General features: G+C 49.8%; 20 protein-coding genes and 1 other RNA gene. 9 read left to right on the top strand and 12 right to left on the bottom strand.

The window, feature by feature from the left end:
* Positions 1-68: 68 nt before the first annotated feature.
* From ACW9SV_RS10505 to ACW9SV_RS10490, 4 genes are all read right to left on the bottom strand, one after another.
* On the bottom strand, positions 69-1,145 hold the full coding sequence (locus ACW9SV_RS10505) for a glycosyltransferase family 4 protein (protein ID WP_479556716.1): 1,077 nt from the start codon (positions 1,143-1,145) through the stop codon (positions 69-71).
* A gap of 22 nt (positions 1,146-1,167) precedes the next feature.
* Positions 1,168-1,854, bottom strand: coding sequence for a class I SAM-dependent methyltransferase (locus ACW9SV_RS10500; RefSeq protein WP_479556715.1), 687 nt, complete (start codon positions 1,852-1,854; stop codon positions 1,168-1,170).
* A gap of 25 nt (positions 1,855-1,879) precedes the next feature.
* Entirely contained in the window at positions 1,880-2,893 is a 1,014-nt protein-coding gene (locus ACW9SV_RS10495; RefSeq protein WP_479556714.1) for a Gfo/Idh/MocA family protein, read from the bottom strand.
* Between the two features lie 97 nt (positions 2,894-2,990).
* The gene (locus ACW9SV_RS10490; RefSeq protein ID WP_479556713.1) at positions 2,991-4,121 is read right to left on the bottom strand and encodes a DegT/DnrJ/EryC1/StrS family aminotransferase; all 1,131 of its coding nucleotides are present in this window, start codon (positions 4,119-4,121) and stop codon (positions 2,991-2,993) included.
* Positions 4,122-4,351: 230 nt separating this feature from the next.
* Between ACW9SV_RS10490 and ACW9SV_RS10485 the strand changes: the two genes are divergently transcribed.
* Positions 4,352-5,161: a hypothetical protein gene (locus tag ACW9SV_RS10485; protein WP_479556712.1), complete on the top strand. Its 810-nt coding sequence runs from the start codon at positions 4,352-4,354 to the stop codon at positions 5,159-5,161.
* Positions 5,162-5,267: 106 nt separating this feature from the next.
* On the opposite strand, the gene ACW9SV_RS10480 is transcribed toward ACW9SV_RS10485, so the two are convergent.
* The 6 genes from ACW9SV_RS10480 to ffs form a co-directional block, all read right to left on the bottom strand.
* On the bottom strand, positions 5,268-6,158 hold the full coding sequence (locus tag ACW9SV_RS10480) for a glycosyltransferase family 2 protein (protein ID WP_479556711.1): 891 nt from the start codon (positions 6,156-6,158) through the stop codon (positions 5,268-5,270).
* Positions 6,148-6,858 carry a cell division ATP-binding protein FtsE gene (locus ACW9SV_RS10475; protein ID WP_479556710.1) on the bottom strand — a complete coding sequence of 237 codons (711 nt, stop codon included), beginning with the start codon at positions 6,856-6,858 and terminating at the stop codon, positions 6,148-6,150. The genes ACW9SV_RS10480 and ACW9SV_RS10475 overlap by 11 nt, the downstream gene beginning before the upstream one ends.
* A 122-nt stretch (positions 6,859-6,980) precedes the next feature.
* Positions 6,981-7,184 (bottom strand): fructose-6-phosphate aldolase, encoded by a 204-nt coding sequence (locus tag ACW9SV_RS10470; protein WP_479556709.1) that lies wholly within the window; start codon positions 7,182-7,184, stop codon positions 6,981-6,983.
* Between the two features lie 108 nt (positions 7,185-7,292).
* Positions 7,293-7,949, bottom strand: a complete 657-nt coding sequence (gene fsa, locus ACW9SV_RS10465) for a fructose-6-phosphate aldolase (protein WP_479556708.1) — start codon at positions 7,947-7,949, stop codon at positions 7,293-7,295.
* A gap of 218 nt (positions 7,950-8,167) precedes the next feature.
* Complete coding sequence (locus ACW9SV_RS10460) at positions 8,168-9,412, bottom strand: sensor histidine kinase (protein ID WP_479556707.1); 1,245 nt, start codon at positions 9,410-9,412, stop codon at positions 8,168-8,170.
* Positions 9,413-9,829: 417 nt separating this feature from the next.
* Positions 9,830-9,929, bottom strand: an RNA gene (gene ffs, locus ACW9SV_RS10455) — signal recognition particle sRNA small type.
* Positions 9,930-10,153: 224 nt separating this feature from the next.
* Between ffs and ACW9SV_RS10450 the strand changes: the two genes are divergently transcribed.
* From ACW9SV_RS10450 to ACW9SV_RS10435, 4 genes are read left to right on the top strand one after another with little or no spacing between them, the layout of a single operon-like run.
* Complete coding sequence (locus tag ACW9SV_RS10450) at positions 10,154-11,503, top strand: TolC family protein (RefSeq protein ID WP_479556706.1); 1,350 nt, start codon at positions 10,154-10,156, stop codon at positions 11,501-11,503.
* Positions 11,493-12,611 carry an efflux RND transporter periplasmic adaptor subunit gene (locus ACW9SV_RS10445; protein ID WP_479556705.1) on the top strand — a complete coding sequence of 373 codons (1,119 nt, stop codon included), beginning with the start codon at positions 11,493-11,495 and terminating at the stop codon, positions 12,609-12,611. Before ACW9SV_RS10450 ends, ACW9SV_RS10445 begins: the two co-directional genes overlap by 11 nt.
* A gap of 3 nt (positions 12,612-12,614) precedes the next feature.
* Complete coding sequence (locus tag ACW9SV_RS10440; RefSeq protein ID WP_479556704.1) at positions 12,615-13,862, top strand: ABC transporter permease; 1,248 nt, start codon at positions 12,615-12,617, stop codon at positions 13,860-13,862.
* A gap of 30 nt (positions 13,863-13,892) precedes the next feature.
* Positions 13,893-14,585 (top strand): ABC transporter ATP-binding protein, encoded by a 693-nt coding sequence (locus ACW9SV_RS10435; RefSeq protein ID WP_479556703.1) that lies wholly within the window; start codon positions 13,893-13,895, stop codon positions 14,583-14,585.
* A 191-nt stretch (positions 14,586-14,776) separates the two neighbouring features.
* Here the strand turns inward: ACW9SV_RS10435 and ACW9SV_RS10430 are convergent, their stop codons facing one another.
* A complete protein-coding gene (locus tag ACW9SV_RS10430) occupies positions 14,777-15,439 on the bottom strand; it encodes a hypothetical protein (RefSeq protein ID WP_479556702.1) in 663 nt (220 codons plus the stop codon).
* Between the two features lie 275 nt (positions 15,440-15,714).
* On the opposite strand from ACW9SV_RS10430, the gene guaA reads away from it, so the two are divergent.
* From guaA to hemL, 3 genes are all read left to right on the top strand, one after another.
* Positions 15,715-17,244: a glutamine-hydrolyzing GMP synthase gene (gene guaA / locus ACW9SV_RS10425; RefSeq protein WP_479556701.1), complete on the top strand. Its 1,530-nt coding sequence runs from the start codon at positions 15,715-15,717 to the stop codon at positions 17,242-17,244.
* Positions 17,245-17,267: 23 nt separating this feature from the next.
* Positions 17,268-18,956, top strand: a complete 1,689-nt coding sequence (locus tag ACW9SV_RS10420) for an ABC transporter substrate-binding protein (RefSeq protein ID WP_479556700.1) — start codon at positions 17,268-17,270, stop codon at positions 18,954-18,956.
* 114 nt (positions 18,957-19,070) lie between these two features.
* On the top strand, positions 19,071-20,369 hold the full coding sequence (gene hemL, locus ACW9SV_RS10415; protein ID WP_479556699.1) for a glutamate-1-semialdehyde 2,1-aminomutase: 1,299 nt from the start codon (positions 19,071-19,073) through the stop codon (positions 20,367-20,369).
* An 81-nt stretch (positions 20,370-20,450) separates the two neighbouring features.
* On the opposite strand, the gene ACW9SV_RS10410 is transcribed toward hemL, so the two are convergent.
* Entirely contained in the window at positions 20,451-20,672 is a 222-nt protein-coding gene (locus tag ACW9SV_RS10410; protein WP_479556698.1) for a hypothetical protein, read from the bottom strand.
* 641 nt (positions 20,673-21,313) lie between these two features.
* Here ACW9SV_RS10410 and ACW9SV_RS10405 point away from each other — a divergent pair.
* Entirely contained in the window at positions 21,314-22,627 is a 1,314-nt protein-coding gene (locus ACW9SV_RS10405) for an NCS2 family permease (RefSeq protein WP_479556697.1), read from the top strand.
* Positions 22,628-22,711 lie beyond the last annotated feature (84 nt).

Here is a 22,711-nt window from a genome sequence, read left to right as displayed (position 1 = left end):
GCCTGTATCTGTAAAGATCTCAGGCCGCATTTATTTTACCAGGTTCCAGATTTCTTGATACATGAACATCAGTCATAACGTGATGTCAATTGCCTCAGCAATCCCAGCAGCTCTGTCTCCCGGCGTTGTTCCGGATAGTTTACTTTAATAATATTCCTTGCGGTTAAGGCTCTTTGGCTATTGTCAGAGGTAAGTGCCGTTTTCACCAAGGTTTCCAGCAGTTCCACATTTCTTTGGGCCAGTACATAGCCGCTGCCTTGAATGATATCTGCCATACCTCCTACCTGGCTTACCACCGGTACGCAGCCACACAGCATACTTTCACTGAGTGCATTGGGGAAGCCTTCAGACATAGACAATTGCATATAGAAGGTATGTGCGCTGTAGACGGCTCCCAAATCATGCAGAGACATTTTGGGCAGCAGTTTCACGTTGGCTGGTTGTTCCGGAAACCGGAAGCCGGCTGGCGCTCCTACGATGGTGAAAGTAGCCTCTGGCACCCGGTTAGCTACCTCCAGAATCAAATCCAATCCTTTGAGCCGTTGGGTGAACCGCATGTCTAGGCCCGCACAAACTGTGAGGAAAGCGTTTGGCTGCCTCAATATGGTTGGGACAGGCTGCCAAAAATCGGCATCATAGCCGTTGTAAACAGTAGAGTGCGGGGTCTTGAGGTTAGGGCAATGGAAGCGGAAGCCCTGGTGCGGAAAGTCGCTGGGCTGATAAGTATAGTCCTGCCACACCAGCTTTTCGTGCACCGGCGCGATATGCGCTGCTAACTCATACGACCAGCGGGCGAACTTACCTAAAATAGGATTGGAGAAGACCCCGTAGCCAATGCTAGGGAAAGACACACAGTCAGTGCCACCGGCCACGATCAGGCAGGGCTTTCGGGCCAGTTTTCCCAAAAGGGCCGGAAAAAAGGAATGGTATCCGGCAAACATGCAGACCAAGGCTTCGGCTTGCCAGATGTGATGCAGAAGAAAGAACATTTGCCCGAGCCACACCAAAGGCGTCTGCCACTTTTTGGCTGGCAAAAAACCTTTGTGCCGAACCTCGTACTGCTGCTCCATCAGCCGCAGGTCTTTCACTACAAATGAAGACTGGGCAGGATAGAAATAAAGCAGAACAGGTTTACGCGCCGACATGGGTAAAAAAGCAGTTAACGGCCTACAGCCACTTGGAGGATAAGTCCTGCAGTTTTAAGTCTACTTTAGATTTGGGCTGCACCTTCTCCGGTACCAGACGCTGCTTCAGAACCATCCATTGGTAATCTTCCACCTGCGAGAAAAGCGAATAGCTCTCCAGTTTGTGCAGGTACAAACCAGCGGCGTAGGTGTTGCGCAGCAGCTCATCGGTGTGGATGGGTTGGTCAATTACCTGTAGCAACTCCGGTTGATGCTCGCGCACCCACGTCAGGTACAACGGGTGCGGAATATTGATGGTCACCACCGATTTAGGGTGCAGGTGCTTCGCAATGACCTGAAACAGATTGGGGTGCTGTTCCAGCGGAATATGCTCAATCACATCGGGTAACACCACAAAGTCAAACTTCTCCGGACGCTGGAAATCGGTCATGTCGGACACGGCGAACTCTACGTGGTTGAACTGCTGGTTAAACCGGCGGGCCATGTCAATGCTCTTCGGGCTGATGTCTACGGCCAGGACTTTCCCCTGCGGCGTGGCTTTGGCCAGCAAGTGCGTCACGGTCCCGATGCCGCAGCCAATCTCCAACACCCTTGAATCAGACTTCAGCCCTGCTTCTTTCAGGTTTTTCAGAATAGTCCGGTGCCGGATGTGGATTCCTTTTTGGAACTGCTGCTCGGTGTATTCGTCGTAAAAATTTGATACTGACATAGTCTTTCCCGTGGCTCTTAAGCCCTTACTTCTTCAATGCGTAAATGCGTTCAATGATCTCCACTACTTTAAGTCCTTCCAAAGCATTGGTGGTGGCGAAAGTTTTGCCTTTGAGGGTGTCAATCACGTTCTCGAAGATGAAGTGGTGATTGGCGGCACTACCTTTGTAGTGGCCGTAGTCGTTGGCGGGGCTGCTAGGCGGAAGTTCGGGCATAACGTAATCCTGCACGTGGCAATATTCTACCTCGTTCATGTACTGACCGCCTACCTTGATGCTCCCCTTCTCCCCGATGATAGTCATGCTGCTTTCAAGGTTCGTGTCCCAAACAGCAGTGGAATAGTTGAGCGTACCGGCGCCTCCGTTCATGAAATCAAAATGGATGAGGCCACTGTCTTCAAAATCAGTCAGGTGCTGGTGGTTGAAATCCATGAACCGGCCGTGAATGTTCTTGATATCCCCAAACAGCCAGTACATGATATCAATAAAGTGGCTGAACTGGGTGAACAAGGTACCGCCATCCAAGGCCTGGTTTCCCTTCCAGGTACCGGCTTTGTAGTATCGGTTGTCACGGTTCCAGTAGCAGTTGATCTGTACCAGGAAGATCTCGCCCAAGCGCTTCTCAGAAATCATCTCTTTAAGCCACAGCGAGGGCGGACTGTAACGGTTCTGCATCACGCAGAAGACTAGCTTAGACGTCTGCAGTGATTTGTAGATGATGCGCTCGCAGTCGGCTTTGCTCAGGGCCATGGGTTTTTCGCAAACCACGTGGCAGCCATTTTCCAGGGCCAGCATGGCTTGGTCGGCATGGAAGCCGTTGGGCGTGCACACGCAGATAACATCAGCCTTTGGGCCAGAAGCTAGGTACTCTTCCATGCTGGTGAAGAAAGGCACGCCAAAAGGCTCCACCTCATCCAACCGGGCCGGGTCGGTGTCTACCATGGCCACTAATTCTCCCTCGGGATGGCGCTGTACCATGGTGGCGTGGCGCTTGCCAATGTGGCCCGCTCCTATTACTGCAAACTTTATCTTTTCTGACATTAGATGCCTTCTATTCGTTTTAATCTCCTTTCCCGGAATTTTGCCCGAAAACGGAGCTCATTTGTTTCTTTAATGTAAGCTGATGCCGAGGGTAGAGTTAGCTTTTAAAGAAGTTCACCACCGCCTCGGCAATGTATTGTTGTTGCTCCTCGGAGAGTTCTGTGTGCATGGGCAGGGAAATCACCTTTCCGCATAGCTCCTCAGACACCGGGAAATCACCTGCTTTGTAGCCCAGATAAGCATAGGCCTCGTGCAGGTGCAACGGAACCGGGTAATAGACCATGCTGGGGATTCCTTTCTCTTGCAGATAAGCTTTCAACGCATCGCGCTGGTCGGCTGGCACCTGTAAGGTGTACTGGTGGAAAACATGGCTGCTGTAGGTTGCCAGGGCCGGAATCTTAATCTGCTCAACCTCCGCAAAGTAGGCATCATACACTCCAGCCGCTTTCTGACGGCGGTAAATGAAATCATCCAGTTGGGTGAGTTTCACATCCAGCAAGGCGGCCTGCAGGGTGTCTAAGCGGGAATTAACGCCTACGAGGGAGTAGTGGTATTTCTTGTGCTGGCCGTGGTTGGCAATTTGCTGCAAGGTTTTCGCCAGTTCCTCGTCCTGCGTGAAAATGGCCCCACCATCGCCCATGCAGCCCAGGTTCTTGGACGGGAAAAAGGACGTGGTTCCGATATGCCCGATGGTTCCGGCAAAGGAAGTTCCGCCCTCAGCATCCACGTACTGGGCACCAATGGCCTGGGCATTGTCTTCAATCACAAATAACTCCTGCGCGATGGCCAGGTCCATGATCTCCTCCATAGGCGCGCACTGCCCAAACAAGTGCACCGGCATAATAGCCACCGTTTTCTCTGTAACCGCTAAACGGGCTTTGGCCGGATCAATACAGAACGTATCAGGTAGCACGTCTACAAACACGGGCTTTAAACCCAGCAAGGCGATTACCTCGGCAGTAGCCACGTAGTTGAAAGCAGGTACAATCACCTCTCCGCCCGCGGGTAAGTCCAAGGCCATTAACGCGATTTGCAGAGCATCGGTGCCATTGGCACAAGGAATTACGTGGTTCACCTGTAAGTACTGGGCTAGGTTAACGGCGAAGGTTTTCACCTGTGGTCCGTTGATGAAAGCGGTACTGTCTACCACGGCTTGCATGGCGGCATCAATCTGGGGTTTCAGACGCTGGTATTGACCTTTCAGGTCTACCATCTGGAGCTGGTTCATGGATTCTGTTGAAAAGACAAATATAGGTTTTGTGAAGAGAACCATGTGCACGTTCGTCGGAATATTCCCATGTTCCTTTGGCAATTCTATTCAACACCAAACTCCACATAATACAATTACCATCTCCCTACAAGGAGTCTTATAATTAATGTGAAACCTCTAAAATTTAATCTCGTTTAACATAAAACCAAAAATTAATAGGGAAACAAAACAGACTTACGACTATGAAAATGTACAATAACTTAAAAAAACATACGCTATTTGTAGCGGCCTCCTTCACGTTGGTTTTTACCCAATTCTCCTGTGCCCGTACTGACAGTGCTAACACTTCAACCGGAGTTTCCTCTACCTCCTCTAGTTCAGCTGCCGTTTCTGACACCTATGGACAAACTAACCAAAGTGCCGGAATGACTAGCTCTCATACCAGTGGGTTAGATGAAAGCAAAGTCGCCTCTTACACTTCTACTGACATCCGGAAGGCCTATGAAGACTTCGTAGCCCACGTAGAGGCGCATAAAGCTGGCTTCAGCAACAACGACTGGGATACCGTTGAGAAATACTGGAATCAGTTAGATGACCGTAAAAACGCAATCCAAGACCAGCTGACCGACAAAGACAAGTGGGAAATTGCTAAAGCCAAAACCAAATACGTGGCCATAAAGAACGCCAACAAAGCTGGCAACACTGCCGGTAAAGTTGGGTCGGATCTGAAAGAAGTAGGGAAAGATATCTCGAACAGCAAGGCTGGAGAAGCCACCAAAGAAGCTGCCCATGATGTAGCGGTCGGTGCCAAAGAAGTAGGAAAAGACATTTCCAACAGCAAAGTTGGGGAAGCTACCAAGGAAGCAGCCCATGACGTGGCCTCCGGAGCGAAAGAAGTAGGCAAAGACATTTCTAACAGCAAAGTAGGAGAAGCGACAAAAGAGGCAGGTAAAGATGTGGCTTCGGGTGCTAAGAAAGCCGGAAAAGCAGTAAGCAAAACTGCTAAGAAAGCTGCTAATAAAGCCGAGAAAGCTGTCAAAGACGACGATAATGACTAAGGCTTCCATAGAGTAATTGAAGCAAAGAAGCCTTTCCGTTTGGAAGGGCTTTTTTTATGAATGCTGTTTAGGTCTTCTTTTCAGTAAAGGCACCAAAAAGCGCCCTTTACTTCCGCAAGTACATATCCAACAGCAACAGCCGGTAAAGATCAAATAAGCGAAGGTGAGGTTTCCTGGAAACTAGGTTGCGCTTCAACAAAGGGAAAAGCCACTGCCGGTTTTCCTGGAGAAGGGTTCCTATCTTCCACTTTTTGAGTTTTCGGTAGGCCTTGAACAACTTGGAGTCCTCGCCCACTTGGTAGCGCTGGTGAAGCAAAACCAGGTTATGGATGGCCTGTTGCGTTTTAAGGAGGTACACCTCACTAGGCTCCAGTCCCAGATGCCAAACCGGGTTGTCAATGTGCAGGACAGGAATGTTCTTCTGCTTCAGCCGCCAGGCAAACAAAGTGTCTTCGTGGCCATAACCCTGTATTTCGTTATGTGGAAAGTGCTCCAGAAAAACCGATTTAGATACAAGCAGATTACTGGAAAACACCCGTTCATAAGGGGCTTTTTGCCGAAGGTGAGCCGCCTCTTCCTCGCGTGCTTTGCCGTACACCCAGCGCAATTCTGAACCAGGAGTTGGAGGTTCCTTTTTGTAAGCCACTCCGCCAACCACTACTCCGCTTATTGCCGTAGCCAGATACCGCTGTAAAAAATCTGCATGCACCGGCAGTACGTCATTGTCCAGGAAGAGAAGGTATTGGTACTGTGCTTCCTGGGCAAGCCGGTGCCTAATTTGAGAACGGCCTAGGTTCTGAGGCAGTTTTAGGTAAACCACCTCAGAAATTGATTGCAGGGATTGGTTCTGGTCTAACGTGATTTGATTTGAACCATCGTCATAGACCCTTATTTCAAAAGTAATTGGAAGAGAAAGGGCCTGCTGGTGCAGGGTCTCCACTAAAGGGAGAATGTTTTGGTTGTAAACGGGGATGAGAATGGAAAGCTCAGATAACATCTGTCAGCGAGAACTGTTCGCGGGCAGAATCCAGAACGCGGCCCTTCTCGCACTTCAGAATACGGCGAGGATAACGCTGCAGAATGTGGTGGTTGTGGGTGGCCATCAAAACCGCTGTCCCGCTGTTGTTGATCTCCTGAAACAGATCCATGATGCCTTGGGTCACATCGGGGTCCAAGTTACCGGTAGGCTCATCGGCAAAAAGAATGAGCGGCTCATTTAATAATGCCCGGGCGATCACCACACGCTGTTGCTCCCCACCCGAAAGCTGGTGAGGCATTTTGTTAGCCACGGCATCCAAGCCTACCCGCATCAATACCTCTGATATCCGGTTTTTGATTCTGGACTTATCGTTCCAGCCGGTGGCTTTGAGCACAAACTTGAGGTTATCGGCTACGGTACGGTCAAAGAGCAACTGGAAATCCTGGAACACGATTCCAATCTTTCGCCGAAGGAACGGCACCTGGTTCCAAGTAAGGGAATGGATATTAAACCCAGCTACCTGCGCGGTGCCCGCTTTCAGGGGCAGATCAGCGTATAGGGTTTTCAGCAAAGAACTCTTACCACTTCCGGTACGGCCTACTAAGTACACAAACTCCCCTTTCTCAATGGTACAGGTGACATCAGCCAAAATAGTATTGACATCCTGAAAGATAGAAACTTTGTGCAGCAGGACCACTGGGTTAGACGAGAATTCCATAGCAGGGTAAGAGAAAAAGGTAAACACTGCCTAACGGCAGCAGGTAATCATAATCTAAAAACTAAGGATACTCTGGTAGGTATTCCAAAGCGCCCAATTCAAGCATTCTCCTAAAGAGAGGCTTAAATCTCCAATTTCTGAAGTTTTCCAAACTCCAGCCCGGCAATTACGGAGGCTAACTCTTCCTCCTTGCTTTCCAGGCCGTAGCGGTCCAGGTTTTTCAAAGGGCGGTCGGCCCGGAAGTAGGCAATCAGCACGAAGTTCTCATCGCGCAACTGAATATAATCCGGAATCTTGGCCTTGCCTTTAACTTTGATGATGTACACTTCTTATGAATTAAAAATTAGAAATTAAAAATGATGACATTCAGAAAGGGCGCGGCCTACTTCTAAACCCAACCATCTCTAATTTCTAACTTTGAATTTTTACTTGATTTAGGCGTTCACTTTTTTGTGGTCAGCCAGGAACTTCGCCAGACCGCTGTCAGTCAAGGGGTGGTTCAGAAGGCCGGTGATCACGTTTAATGGGCAAGTCACCACATCGGCGCCAATCTCGGCGCATTTCACCAAGTGCATCACGTGACGAACAGACGCGGCCAGTACCTCAGTTGCGAACCCGTAGTTCTGGTAGATGTTCACGATCTGGTCAATCAAGTCCAACCCATCTGTCCCGATATCGTCTAAACGGCCCACAAATGGAGACACGTAGGTAGCACCGGCTTTAGCGGCCAAAATGGCCTGACCCGCTGAGAAAACGAGGGTGCAGTTGGTTTTGATGCCTTTGTCAGTGAAATATTTAATGGCCTTCACGCCGTCTCTGGTCATGGGCACTTTCACCACAATGTTAGGATGAAGCTGGGCTAGCTCCTCTCCTTCTTTCACCATGTTCTCGAAATCAGTGGCAATTACCTCCGCGCTGATGTCTCCGTCTACAATCTCGCAGATGGCTTGGTAGTGCTTCATGACATTGTCATAGCCTACAATGCCTTCTTTGGCCATGAGCGATGGGTTGGTGGTGACGCCATCCAACACGCCTAAATCATGGGCTTCGCGGATTTCGTTCAGGTTAGCGGTATCAATGAAAAATTTCATAGTTCTAATGTGTTTGGATCACAAATCTAGTTCAATCTTGTTTAAAACCGAACCACCCTATGAAGTATTTTACGCTTCCTTACTAAGGCTAAAAGGCCCCTTGGAATTCTGCTGTATGCAAAAGCAAGCCAAGGGCTTAGGAAAGGCTTTCCAAATAGAAGCTCTTTCTTTTCTAGGTATTTTAAGGGACTTTCGCCAAAAAGGTCTCCAAAACATGTTTAGTCTTGGCTGCGCTCAAGCTCAATAAAGAAAGTGGTACCCACGTTTTCCTGGCTTTCCATCCAGATTTTGCCTTGGTGCAAGTCAACGATCTGCTTCACGATAAAGAGCCCCAGACCGGTGGTTGATTCTCCTTCGGTGCCTTGCCGCTTGGCATTGGTGAACTTATCAAATACGGTAGCTTTCAGCTTATCAGGTATCCCGATGCCGTTATCACTGATCTGAAGCAGTACTTTGTTGCCCTGCTCGGTTAAGGAAATGCTTACCCTACCTCCGGGTTTGGTGAATTTGACCGCATTAGTAAGCAGGTTTTCCAAAATTCTGGGAAACTTTTGTTGGTTGATAAGGGCATAGACCGGCGAGTCAGGATGAACAAAGTTTACCTCAACCCCTTTCTTTTTTGCATCTATTCCCAAACCGGCCAGTTCTGCTTGCACAAAAGTGTTCAAATCGGCTTTCTCCAGATGGACACTCTGGTTCATGTCTCCTATGAACAGCAAGTCTTTAATGATGGCGAAGGTCTTTTTACAGGTTTCGGAGATCAAATTCACAAACGTGAGATTTTCCTTCTTATCACCGCCTACTATTTCCTGGGCATTCTCCAGATTTTCCTTCAGGTATTCTGTTAAAAGGCTGATGTTGTTGAGGGGATTCTTTAAGTCATGGGCGACCATGTGCAGAATGGTTTCCTGGGCTTCGTACAATCTCTTCAGATTCTGTTCCAAAGCTTTTCGTTCTTTGATATCCTCCACTATGGTGTACCCCAAGGTAGTATCATTGTCCTTGAAAATCATGGAGGTAACCTGTACCCAAAGGCCGCTTCCGTCCTTCTTCAAAAGACAGGTTTCAATTTGAAAGGAAGGGATTTTCTTTGTCCACAGATTGTCTTGCAGGTCAAGCCAATGGCAAACGAAATCTGGATGGGCAAAGTCAATCACCTTGGAGCCTACCAGTTCTTCTTCTGAGTAACCCAGCATGTTTATCAAGGCTTCATTTACCTGAATGATTTTCAGATCTGGGGCAATGATTTTATTTCCAAGCTTAGACTGACTGAAGATGGTCTCAAAACGCGATTGACTCTCTTGATACCTAACTTCAATAGCGATTTGCTCCTTATGCCTACAAAGCGCCTCCCCTGCGTCTGTCCGCAATTGCCTGTTCTCTAACCGAAGAAGCCGGTTCTCTTCCTCCAAATGCCGGAGTTTGTCATTAATGATTTCCTCGTGTTCGGCCTGGGTAGACATAGGGTTAGTTTAAGGTAGGTTTTAGGAGAAAAGCAACTCCCAGAAATAACTTGTAAGCGAATCTAGGACACGCCCAATGGTAATGGTCACGCACCTAAGAAGTTTCAGATTATCTGTTAGATCTGTGCGTCACTTGGTTACCCCCATTAGCTGAAGTTGCGTTTTCAGAGGTGAATACGGCTTTTGTACTAAATTGATGCCTTTACTGTCTTCCAAAGCCAACAAAATACCAATGCAGCAAGGGGTAAGCTGATCTTTTCCCAAAATCAGGCAGCAACTTCTTTGGCTTAAACTTTAGAAGGCTCACAAAGAAATGAATTCGTTTAAAGGCCTAATTTAGAAAAGAGCCTTAAATCACGCTTGAAGAAGTAGAAGGTATAAAGAAGCGGAAGAGAATCCGTTGGGGTATGGGCAAAAAAAAGCGGCAAACCGAGTATCGCGCCGCTCAACCACCTACCCTTGCTCCCTTCCGGGCCTGGGGGAGTTCAGCAGGAGCTGGCCGTACCGATTTGCCGTTGCAAAGATACGAAGCCTTTTATTCAGCGCAAGCTGTTTTTAGCTTAATTTTATGAAATTGGCCCAACAAAGAGGTAAGTATCCTAGTTATCAGGGAGGTTAATTTTGAAATAGGCCACCATACCTTATTATGGGGTGTTTTTAAGCTTCCTTTGGCAAACAAGTTTTCCCTCTCCCCGCCCCTTCTTATTTTAATGTATGAAAGGCTTTGCTCGTGCACCGCTCATGAATAGATTTAGTTTACTGCTTCTGCTCTTCCTACAACTTACCTTAGCGTCAAACGCACAGGTGGTCTTCCATTCATTGGAAGAAGCCACGGCCTATGCCCAGAAGAACAGGCCTGACCTCCATAACCAGGAGCTTGCTCAGCAAGTAGCAGAACAGCAGGTGATAAGGTCAAAGTCGGCTTTATACCCACAGGTAAAAGCAACAGCAGCCTTTGACGATTACCTGGCACTGCCAGTACAGTTGATTCCGGCGGAATTCTTGGACGGAGCACCGGGTGAGTTTATTGCGGTGCAGTTTGGCACCCAATACAATCTTTCCTTCGGGTTAGAGGCGGCCTTGCCCCTGGTGAATGCCCAAGCTTGGAAAAACCGGCGCATTGCAGAGGCCGAACTGCAGTACAGCCAGTACAGACAGCAGGATGCCCTGCAACGCGCCGCCGAGGAGATTGCCAGGGTTTACTATCTCTGCCTCCTTAGCCGGGAAGCCATTCTGTTGTCTGAGGAGAACGCGCGCGTGAACGATACCTTGGTCTTAACTTCTGAAGAACGGTTCAAAAACGGATTGGTGGAGCCGCTGGAAGTAAACCGATTGAAGGCCCTGCAACTAGAAAGCCGGCAGCAGCTTTCAGACAACCAGACCACGTACAGTAACAATCTTTCCCGCTTGAAAATGCTTTGTGGCCTGAATCCAGGGGAGGAACTCCAACTCACCGAGGCGTTGAGCGACCAGGCTCTTTCCGCTGCCCCTCTTGCCACCCCAGTAGAGCAGTTAGGCTTGTACCGGGCTCTGCAATGGCGCATCCGGTCGGCCGAAGAGGAAAAGTTGAAACAGAAATTGAGCTGGCTACCTGAAATCTCGGCGTACGGCCGGTTCACGCAGCAGGCACAGCGCAATACTTTGAATTTCACAGACTCAACTTACCCTTGGTACCAGGTGGGCTTATTGGGTCTTAGGGCCGATTGGGTACTGTTCAGCGGCTTCAACCGCTCGGCGGAACTAAGACGCGCCACCCTGCAGAAGCAAATGGCCGAAAATGAATTGAAGCACTTTTCTCTGCAAGCCAGCCAGGAAGCCCAGGAGATCACCGATAATTTCCAGAATGCCCGCCAAAGCTTGCAGACCTACAAACAACATTATGGGCTTTACCAGGAAAACTATGAACTAGCCCGCTATAAATATACGCAGGACGTGTACTCCGTAGACCAATTGCTTCAAGTCTATACCGAGAAGCTCAAGTCTCAGAACCTGTACCTGAGTGCCATGGCCAATTATTACGTGAACCGGGCACTTCTGCAAATTAAACAGCAATTTGCCCAACCAGACCCTTCGCTCCCAGATGAAAACTAAGAACAGAAAGTACCTGGCTTTTACTTTCGTAACACTGGCTTTCAGTACCACCGCCCTGTTGTACTGCAACCAGAAACCAGAAACAATTACCCCGGAAATAAAGCCCCTAACCGAAGCCGTGTATGCCTCGGGGCACGTGGTCTCAGACCAGGAGTACCAGATCTTTGCCCAAGCAGAAGGAGTGTTGGTAAAACAGTTGGTGCAGGAAGGGCAACCGGTACAAAAAAACCAAGCCTTGTTCGTATTGGAGAGCCCCCAGCAAAACGCCCGTACCCAGTTCGCCCGCGAAGCCTACAACATGGCCAGCACCAATTACCGCAACAACAGCCCGGTTTTGAAAGAAGCCCAGGCAGCTTTGCAGGCGGCCCAGGCCAAACGCGCCTATGACTCCACCAACTTTGTCCGGTACCGGAACTTGCTGCAAAACCGGGCGACCTCCAAAGCCGAGTACGACCGCTTTGCCTTGGCCTATGAAAACAGCCGCAATGAATACCAAGCCCATCTGAGCCGCTACAACAAACTGAAAAACCAACTCTACCTGGATCTACAAAATGCCCAAACCAACTTACAGGTGGCCCAGGAGGAAAGCGGAAACTTCACGGTGCGCAGCAGCATCAATGGCACGTTGCTGAAACTGCTCAAAGAACCCGGTGAACTGGTGCGCCGCAGCGAACCTATTGCCGTTGCTGGACAATTAAATCAATTCTATTTAAAACTGCTGGTAGATGAGCTGGACATCCAACGGGTAAAGGAAGGCCAGAAAATATTGGTAAAAATAGACGCTTACCCAGACAAAGTGTTCAACGCCCAGGTGGCAAAAGTCTACCCCATGGTAGATCCGCAGAATCAATCCCTGCGGGTAGACGCCACGTTAACCGAGACGCTCCCGGGCTTTTACTCTGGCCTGGCGCTGGAAGCCAACATCATCACCCGGCACAAAGCTAAAGCCCTGGTTATTCCGCGGGCTCTGCTCCTGCCCGGCGACTCAGTGGAAATCCTCCAGGATGGAAAACCCACCAAGGTGAAAGTGGTTAAGGGCGTGGAAACGCTGAACGAGGTGGAGATCTCCAGAGGGCTCACGGCACAGACCCAACTGGTAAACCCATAAGGTATGAACTTAGCTTTTAGGATAGCCAAAACGCACCTGCTGGCCAAGCCCAAGCAAACAATTGTGGCCATGCTGGGAGTCACCTTCGGGATTGCCATGTTCATCACCATGGTGGGCCTGATGACGGGCTTGAACGACTTCACCGAGGAACTCACCATGACCTCTACCCCGGATATTAGGATGTTCCATGATGTGACCGAGCCCCGGCGTAGCATTCTGGAGGAGCAAAACCATGAGGGGTTGGTGGTGGTCCATCACCCAAAACCCAAGCAGGAAACTCCCAAAATCAGGAATGCCTTTCAGATTGCCGAGCTGTTGCGCAAAGATCCAACAATTATGGGAGCCGCGCCGCTGTTGAGCACACAGGTATTTTACAACTACGGTCCGGTGCAGTTGAACGGGGCTTTGGCTGGGGTAGACATCCTGGAGGAAGACAAGCTGTTTAACCTCCGCCAGAAAATTAAGTCCGGTAGCTTGGAGGATTTGCTGGAGTCTCAGGACGGCATTATCATGGGCACGGGTCTGGCCAAAAAGCTAAACACCCGCAATGGAGACCGTGTGGTGATTACTACGCCCCAGGGCTATACCATGACTTTAAAAGTGGTGGGTACCTTTCAGATGGGCCTCGGGTCTATTGACAATTCTAAAGCTTACGCCAACATTGGTACGGTGCAGAAGATCCTGCAGAAAGACCAAAGCTACGTTACAGACATTAACGTGAAACTGCGGGATCTTAACCAGGCCAAGGCCAAAGCCGAAGAACTGCAGCGCATCTACGGGTACAAAGCCGAGGATTGGGAAACTGCCAATGCCACCTTTCTTACCGGCTCCATCATCAGAAACATTCTCACGTACTCGGTTTCCATTACCCTGCTCATTGTGGCCGGATTTGGGATTTACAACATCTTGAACATGACCATCCACAACAAGATGAAAGATATTGCCATTCTCAAAGCCACCGGGTTTGCCGCCAAAGACGTGCGCAACATCTTCCTGATCCAGTCTATGGTGATTGGCTTGCTGGGTAGTGTGCTAGGGCTAGCCGTTGGGTTGGGCCTCTCCTATTTGGTTTCACTGGTGCCCTTCAATGGCGGCGACATTGTGACCATGGACACCCTCCCGGTGACGTTTAACCCTAAGTATTACCTGATCGGGTTAGTTTTTGGTAACGCCACCACCGCTTTTGCCGGGTATCTCCCCAGCCGGGTTGCGGGGCAGGCAGATCCTATTGAAATCATAAGAGGTCAGTAATCGGTTAATTTTTCCACGCTTTCTCACCACATGAATCCCATTCTAAGAACCCAAGGACTGAACAAGTATTTCTATGAGCCGGAGAAATTTCGGGTACTCACGGATATCAATCTGGAGGTGAACAAGGGGGAATTTGTCTCGTTGGTGGGGAAATCTGGCTGTGGTAAGTCTACCTTATTGTACTTGCTTTCCACTATGGACACCGACTATGAAGGCTCTCTGGAGATTAACGGTGTCACGCTTACGGGCAAAAAGCAGAATGAACTGGCGCAGTTCAGAAACGAGTACATTGGGTTTGTTTTTCAGTTCCACTTCCTGCTGCCCGAGTTTACAGTGCTGCAGAATGTCATGATTCCGGCCCTCAAGCTTGGCAAATACCCCGAGAAAGAGATTGAGCAAAGAGCGCTGGGAAAACTGAACCTCCTGGGGGTGGAAGAGCAGGCCCATAAAGCCGCTAGTAAACTCTCGGGCGGACAGCAACAGCGGGTAGCTATTGCCCGGGCCCTCATCAATGACCCCAGCATCATCATGGGCGATGAACCTACCGGCAATCTAGACAGCCACAACACCCATATCGTCTTCGATATTTTTCAGCAGCTAACCCAGGAGTTTGGCCAAACCATTATCTCAGTGACCCATGATAACGAGTTCGCCGCCAAGTCGGATCGTATTCTGGAGATGAGCGACGGGCAGATTATTAGCAACATCAGAAACAAGGTGTAGGCTTTGCGGTGTAGTAATTCGTTTTGCACTTCTTTTTTAAAACAGCTCTAAAGCTCACTTACCCCTTTTAACCCTAGGAATAAAATTCTGGCTTCAACCCCAAATACCCATCAAAGAAAAAACCCGTTTAGAAGTTGTTTTGGTGAAAACAAAGCCTAAACGGGTATTAAGAATTTCTGGTGAAGAGGAGGTTATTCAGCTCTGAAGCCTCTTATATTTTCAAACGTGATGTTCAGGTTCCGGCTAGAACCACTTTGCTTCAGAGCGTTTCCGGCCCGGTTAGGGAAAGAGTATTCTGGCACGTAGTATTCCAAACCCAGTTTCAGATTGGCTACTGATCCGGTGAGCACTTTGGAGGTGGCATTGTATTGCAAGGTGGCAGTTCCGTCTAAAACGGTGACACAGCCCGGCGACATGGCCCCGCTTCCGTCAGAAAAGGTCTGGCCATTGTGCACGCACACCGAGGTGGCTTCCTTCAAAGAAATGGAGCTCGGCAAGTTCTGCAGGGTCCGGTTCTTAAAGTGAATAGACACCCATGAGTTGGTGTTTACGGTAGACGTGTCCCTAAAATATAGGGTAATCCCGTTGTTCTCCTCTATATAATAGGTCTCCAACTTGTTTTGGGCCGACACCTTGTAGGTTTTGCCGTTCAGCTTTTCATACACATCGGGGTACATGTTCTGGAAAGACGCATTTACCTTGATGCTATCCACCAACGAGAAGCTGGTGTTGGTAGGAGCGGCTTCCGGAGAAGGCTCTGTCATATCTGAATCTGCTTCACAGCCCAGCAACAGCGAGGCCGATAGCAGCACCCCCAGCGCAGTCCGTAAAGGAAGAAGTATAGCTTTTAACATAAATATATTTTTAACTGAAGTAAGTTTCTAGTCTGTTAACCTGCCGCTTTAGGTAAAATAAAGCTAGTGGCAAGTTGGCAAAAATGATTAGGCAAAATGCGTGCCTGCTTTTCATGTTGGTAAACTACGGCCTTTTTTGGAATAAATTATTCAAAAAATGTAGCGAACCGGACAAAATCTGCAACCAACTTTACTCTAGACAGCCGCTTTTTCATTCTCCCCTACTCCACTGCAATTTCATTTTCATGTTTTGAAACCGGCGCGTACCTTTGCACATGCCAGAAAAAATTCTCATTCTCGATTTCGGGTCTCAGTACACGCAGCTGATTGCCCGTCGCGTCCGCGAGCTTAACGTCTACTGCGAAATCCACCCTTTCAATAAAATCCCGGAAATCACCCCAGATACCAAGGGCGTGATTTTGTCGGGGAGCCCGTCTTCGGTGCGGGAGGAAAACTACCCTAATCCAGACCTTACCCCTTTTCTGGGCAATTTGCCGGTTTTAGGGGTGTGCTACGGAGCCCAGTTAATGGCGCAGGAAGGTGGCGGGGAGGTAATCGCTTCTACCATCAGAGAATACGGCCGGGCCAAGCTCAGCCACGTTGACCAGCACAACCGCTTATTAAAAGAGATCACTATTGACTCCCAGGTGTGGATGTCACACGGTGATACCATCAAGAAAATACCAGATCATTTTGAGGTAATTGCCAGCACAGATTCTGTGGAGGTGGCCGCCTACAAGGTGAAAGACCAGGAAACCTACGGCATTCAGTTCCACCCAGAGGTGACGCACTCCACCGAAGGCAAGCGCCTGCTCCGCAACTTTGTGGTGCACATCAGCGGCTGTTCACAAGACTGGACCCCAGATCAATTCATTGAAAGCACCGTGGCCGAGCTGCGCGAGCAGATTGGTGATGACAAAGTGATTTTAGGACTTTCCGGCGGGGTGGATTCCTCCGTAGCGGCCATGCTCATCCACCAGGCCATCGGCAAGAACCTGTACTGCATTTTCGTAGACAATGGCTTGTTGCGGAAAAACGAGTTTGAGGATGTGTTGCACTCCTACAAAGACATGGGGCTGAACGTGAAAGGCGTGGATGCCAAAAACCAGTTCTACTCTGCGTTGGCCGGCTTAACTGACCCAGAAGCGAAGCGTAAAGCCATTGGCCGCGTGTTCATTGAAGTATTCGACCAGGAATCGCACCAGGTAGAAGATGCCAAGTGGCTGGGCCAGGGTACCATTTACCCAGACGTAATTGAGTCGGTATCGGTGAAAGGCCCTTCGGCGACTATCAAATCGCACCACAACGTAGGTGGTTTGCCCGACTTCATGAAATTGAAAGTTGTAGAGCCCCTGAAGACACTCTTCAAAGACGAAGTACGTTTAGTAGGCAGAACCTTGGGAATCGCAGATACCATAATCGGGCGTCATCCTTTCCCTGGTCCAGGCTTGGCCATCCGTATCTTAGGCGACATTACCCCTGAGAAAGTGGCCATTCTGCAGGAAGTAGACCATATTTTCATCTCTTCCCTGAAGAGAACCGGCTTATACGACCAGGTGTGGCAGGCGGGCGCCATGTTATTGCCTATCCAAAGCGTGGGCGTGATGGGCGATGAGCGTACCTACGAGAGAGTGGTGGCCTTACGCGCCGTGACCAGTGTTGACGGCATGACCGCCGACTGGTGCCATTTGCCGTATGAATTTCTGGCCGATGTCTCTAATGAGATCATCAACAAGGTGCGCGGGGTAAACCGCGTCGTCTATGACATCAGCTCCAAGCCACCAGCTACCATTGAGTGGGAATAGGTTTAGAGCTTAGTTTTCTGAAAATGATGAAAAAACAAATAGTACTTGCCGTTGCGGGGATTGCGCTGAGTTGGAACGTGCAAGCCCAAACCAGTGCTGATCTGAACACCAAGCTGCAAAACGGCCGCTTATTGCTAGACCAGGAGAAGTATGCACTGGCTATGGCGGAGTTGTTGCCCATTTCCAGCGCCACCACCGGTAAAAACTACGCCCCAGATGCTGCTTATCTGTACAGCGTAGCCGCTTCCCGGCAAAAGAAGTATGCCGAGGCCGACAAAATGCTGACCCAGCTTACTTCTACGCATGCAAACTGGGGCGGCTTAGCCGATGCCCAATACCTGCACGGGCAAGTACTATTTGAAAAGAAAGAATATTTAAGAGCTCTCAAGGCCCTGGCCGCCATTGACGAGAAGGCGATGGAGGAAGAAGTGGCCGCCATGAAACGGCACTACATGATGCTGCTCACGGACAAAGCCACCTTCCAGTACCTCATGCGTCAGTTCCCCGAGGACGCCACCCTGGCACGGGCTTACGCCGACAAACTGGTAAGCGGCTGGTTCACCGAGGAGGACCGTCCGCAGTTGGAGGCTTTGGTGCGCCAATTCAAACTGGACCGGAGTTACCTGCAGCGCTCGGAGAACATCAAGAAAGCCGCTTACAATGTGGCAGTGCTGCTGCCCTTCAACGTCTCAGACAAAACCATCCGGGTTGACAAGAAAAACCTGTACATCACCGATTTCTACGCTGGCATTCTCTCGGCCCGCGATTCCTTGCAGAAGCAGGGCGTGCAGGTGAACGTGTTTCCGTATGATACCAGCAATGATACGGCCCAGGTACGCCAGGTGATGGAGCTGCCCGAGATGGGCACCATGGACCTGGTAATTGGGCCTATCTATAAAGGAAACAGTGCATTTGCTGCCAAAATTGCCCAGAAACGGAACCTCAACATGGTAAACCCTTTCTCTGATGATGCTGATATCGCGAAAGACAACCCGTACTTGTTCCTGATGGAAACTTCAGTGGCTACTCAGGGGCAACGGGCGGCGGCGTACGCGTACCAGACCTTCCCTAAGAAAACGGCAGTGCTGGTGTATGACAGCGAGAAAAACGACACCGTATTTGCCGGAAACTTCAGACGCACGTTCACTGCTCTGGGCGGTAAAATTGTGAGCACCCATAAGATCAATTCCAAAGCAAACGGGAACATTGCTACTGTTTTAGCCCCTGTGAACCTGAAAGATCTAGGGGTATTGGTGGTTCAGTCCTCGGCAGCTAACGTGGCGACCAGCACCGTAAGCTTTCTGGAGCAACGCGCTTCCAAGGTGCCGGTATTCGCACCTCAGGCCTGGCTGGAGAACCCTCAGCTTGGGTTTTCGCAACTCGATTTCCTGGAGATGTACTTTACCGCTCCTAAGTTCATTGATCCGGAAAACCCAGCTTTGCAAAGCTTCAAACAGGCGTATACCAGCCGCTACAACCTGCCACCTTCCTCTTTCACGTACACCGGCTTTGAGTTGCTGAACTACTACGGCCGGCAGTTGCAGGAGAACGGGTATTCGGCGCCTCCAAGGTTAAGTGGGGTGCAACCCGGAGTGTTTTACCAAGGCATCGGTTATAGTACCGACGGAGGAAAACAAGCTCAGGACAATCAGTACCTTCCTATTTTAAAACTGGAAAACGGCCGCCTGTTGGTCGTAAACCCAGTGCTTTAAATTTTAGTTAGTGATTGTGAGTGAGCAAGCAAGAGTGAATAAAGAGGCCTGACCCATTCACTCACCTTCTTCTTCTCTCAATCACTTCTTCACCCTATCACTCATTAACTACACATGTCACTTATACATACAACCAGCCAAGAGTTATTCCAACGAGCACAGCAGTCTATTCCCGGCGGGGTGAATTCTCCGGTGCGGGCTTTCAGAGCAGTGGGCGGGAAGCCGCTTTTCATGAAATCGGCGAAAGGGGCTTACCTCTACGATGAGGATGGCAACCAGTACCTGGATCTGATTAACTCCTGGGGGCCTATGATTCTGGGCCACGCCCACGAAGTGGTGGAGAAAGCCGTGCGGGATGCCTTACCGGGTTCTCTCTCCTTTGGCGCTCCCACCCGCCGCGAGGTGGAGATGGCTGAGCTCATCATCAGCATGGTACCCAGCGTAGAGAAAGTACGGATGGTGAACTCCGGCACCGAGGCGACCATGTCTGCCATACGGGTGGCGCGGGGTTTTACGGGCAGAGACAAAATCATCAAATTTGAAGGCTGTTACCACGGCCACGGCGATTCTTTCCTAATCGCCGCAGGTAGTGGGGCCATCACCCTGGGAGTTCCGGATAGCCCGGGCGTAACCAAGGGAGTTGCCAACGATACCTTAACCGCCCCTTACAACGATCTGGCCGCTGTACAAACCTTGATTGATGCTAATCCCGCCCAAGTAGCGGCCATTATCTTGGAGCCGGTGGTAGGCAACATGGGACTTGTTCCGCCGGCCGAGGGGTTCCTGCAAGGCTTGCGCGATCTTTGCACCAAAGAAGGCATCGTGCTGATTTTTGATGAGGTGATGACTGGCTTCCGGTTAGCAAAAGGCGGTGCGCAGGAGTTGTATGGGGTTACCCCAGACATGACCACCATGGGCAAAATCATTGGAGGCGGCATGCCAGTGGGCGCTTACGGCGGAAAGGTAGAAATCATGAACGCGGTGGCTCCGGCCGGTCCGGTGTACCAGGCGGGCACTTTGTCTGGCAACCCGATTGCCATGTCGGCGGGAATGGCGGCTTTGACCTACCTGAACGAGCACCCCGAACTTTACACCCATTTACAGCAAATCACCGATAAACTGGTGAACGGTACCCGCCAGAACATGCAGCAGTTGGGCATGAACTTTACCATCAACCAGGTAGGCTCCATGTACAGCCTGTTCTTCACCCAACAGCCGGTCACTGATTTCGCATCGGCCAAAACCTCAGACCTGGAATTGTTTGGCCGGTACTTCCACCAGATGTTGCAGCGAGGCATTTACCTGGCCCCTTCTCAGTTTGAAACCTTGTTTGTATCCGCAGCCATTACCGATGAACTAGCAGATGCTTACCTGGCGGCAAACCTGGAAGCTTTGCAGGCACTTCAGGCATAGAGATAGATTCCCTATAAAAGCAGCGGCCCCTGATTGAATCAGGGGCCGCTGCTTTTATAAAAAGTATGATTCTGCAAGCTTCTATTCCAGCTTCTTCGGTTTGAAGTAATTCACCAGCACTTCAATTACCACCGATGTGGAGGTGCCGATCAGGAAAAGTAATCCAATGTTTTCACTTAGTACTAAAGGCTGCTGGAAGAAACCGGTCATGGCACAAATCAGTAGAAAGGAGCCCACTCCCCAAATGGAAGTAACTATAAGCAACTGCTTTCTGGTGGGGTGACTAACAAAGGTTTTCTTCATCTTTTCCATCAACTATGAATTTCTGTTGGTTTCAGATTCAAGATAAAGACATTCTGCTATAAACTGTCATCAAGTTAACATGAACTAACGCAAAGGGTAATCTCCTGCTGTTTTAGTTCTTCTATCTGATTAACTGTTTTAGATCTGTTTTAAAGAAATCAGCCTTCAAAAGCGGAGTCATCCAGAGTGCCTGTTTTTAAAGTAATTCAGGTACACACCCAATATGAAAAGCGTAGAAGTGCCTGTCAGAAGTAAAAAGGGTAGGTTTCTTCTGGTAAACAAACGCTGACGGAAGAAGTCGGTCATTGCCAAAAGCATCAAACTTATAGCGGCAACCCAGATGATGGTGAGCACCATTACCTGTCTTTTAGTGGGATGACTAAGCCAGGATCTTTGGGGCGCTTGCATAAATCTTTCGTTAATGGTGATGAAAAATGTGATTACAGAAAATCTCGGGAGACTCCCTCCAATTAAAGTTACCTACGAGCCTCTGCTTAGACGGGGTGCCGGCTTCTTAGATTTTATAGGCTTTGCAGGAGCAATCAATTGTTAATTTCGCCTTTAAAGGGTCTTTTTCGATAACTGCATCTAAAACGGGCCAATCTAGTAGACATTGAAAGGCATTCACTAAACCTCCACCCATGACCTCCTTTTTTGAACTGAGGAAAAACGGAACCACCATCCAAACCGAAATCATCGCCGGAATTTCCTCTTTTCTGGCCACTTCGTACATTATTGTGGTGAACCCCAGCATCCTAAGCCAGGCTGGTATGCCCTTTTCGGCGGTACTCACGGCCACGGTTCTGGTTTGCTTCTTCAGCAGCCTGATGATGGGTCTTTACGCCAAGAACCCTATTCTGGTGGCTCCGGGCATGGGATTGAACGCTTTCTTTACGTTCACTGCGGTGCTGGGCATGAAGGTGCCCTGGCCGGTGGCGTTGGGTGCGGTTTTCTGGTCGGGCATTGTTTTTCTGCTGCTCTCGGCGTTCAACGTTAGAACCTACATTATCAAGGCCATTCCGCGGCCATTGCGGTACGCCATTGCGGCAGGAATCGGTCTGTTTATCTCGCTCATCGGGTTTTCCAATGCCAAATTCATTGTAGCCAATCCGGCTACCATCATCGGGATTGGGGCTTTGACTCCGGCGGTGCTTACTTTTCTGGCGGGTTTACTGGTGACGGCGGTGCTGGTCACCAAACAGGTGAAAGGAGGTATTTTGATAGGAATTTTGTTCACCACCCTGGCGGCCTACCCCATTGGCCGTTGGTGGGGAGTGGAAACCGGTGCCGCGGCCACTTTGATCAACTGGCAGGGAATCTTTGCGGCCCCTGATTTTAGTTTGTTTTTCAAATTAGACCTGGTAAACTCACTTCAATGGGCCGTGGTGCCGGTGATCTTCGCCTTTGTCTTCACCGATATGTTTGACAGCCTCTCCACGCTGGTTGGTTTGGCCGAAGCAGCGAATTTGCTGGATGAGCGCGGTGAGCCCCGAAACGTGAAACGCTCGCTCATGGTAGACGCCATTGCCACCACTATGGCGGGTTTGGTAGGTTCCAGCCCCGGCACGGCCTACATAGAATCGGCGGTGGGGATTGAGGCCGGGGGCCGAACAGGACTTACTGCGGTAGTAGGCGCCTTGCTGTTCCTTCCCTTTTTGTTTCTGGCTCCTTTGCTGTCTGTGATTCCGGCTATTGCCACTGCCCCGGCCGTGGTGCTGGTGGGCGTTTTTATGGTTAGGCCGGTCACTAAAATTAACTGGCAGCAACTGGATGAAGCCATCCCGGCTTTCCTGGCGATGGTGCTCATTCCTTTCTCCTACTCCATCACCCAAGGCATCATCTGGGGATTCCTTTCCTGGACGGCCTTGAAACTAATTACCGGCAAACGGGAAGATGTCACCTGGCCCCTGCTCATTGTGGACGTTTTCTGCATTGTGGCTTTGGTGCTGGAGTAAAGTTTTGGTTATTGACACAGTTTGCAGTTTTCGCCCTAAAACAGAATACCTTCAACAACTTGGTTCTGCTTAACTCAGAAGCAA

Source organism: Rufibacter sp. JT20002 (assembly GCF_056491185.1).
The sequence above is the reverse complement of the archived record's forward strand: the minus strand, read 5'-3'. Positions and strand labels throughout refer to the sequence as shown.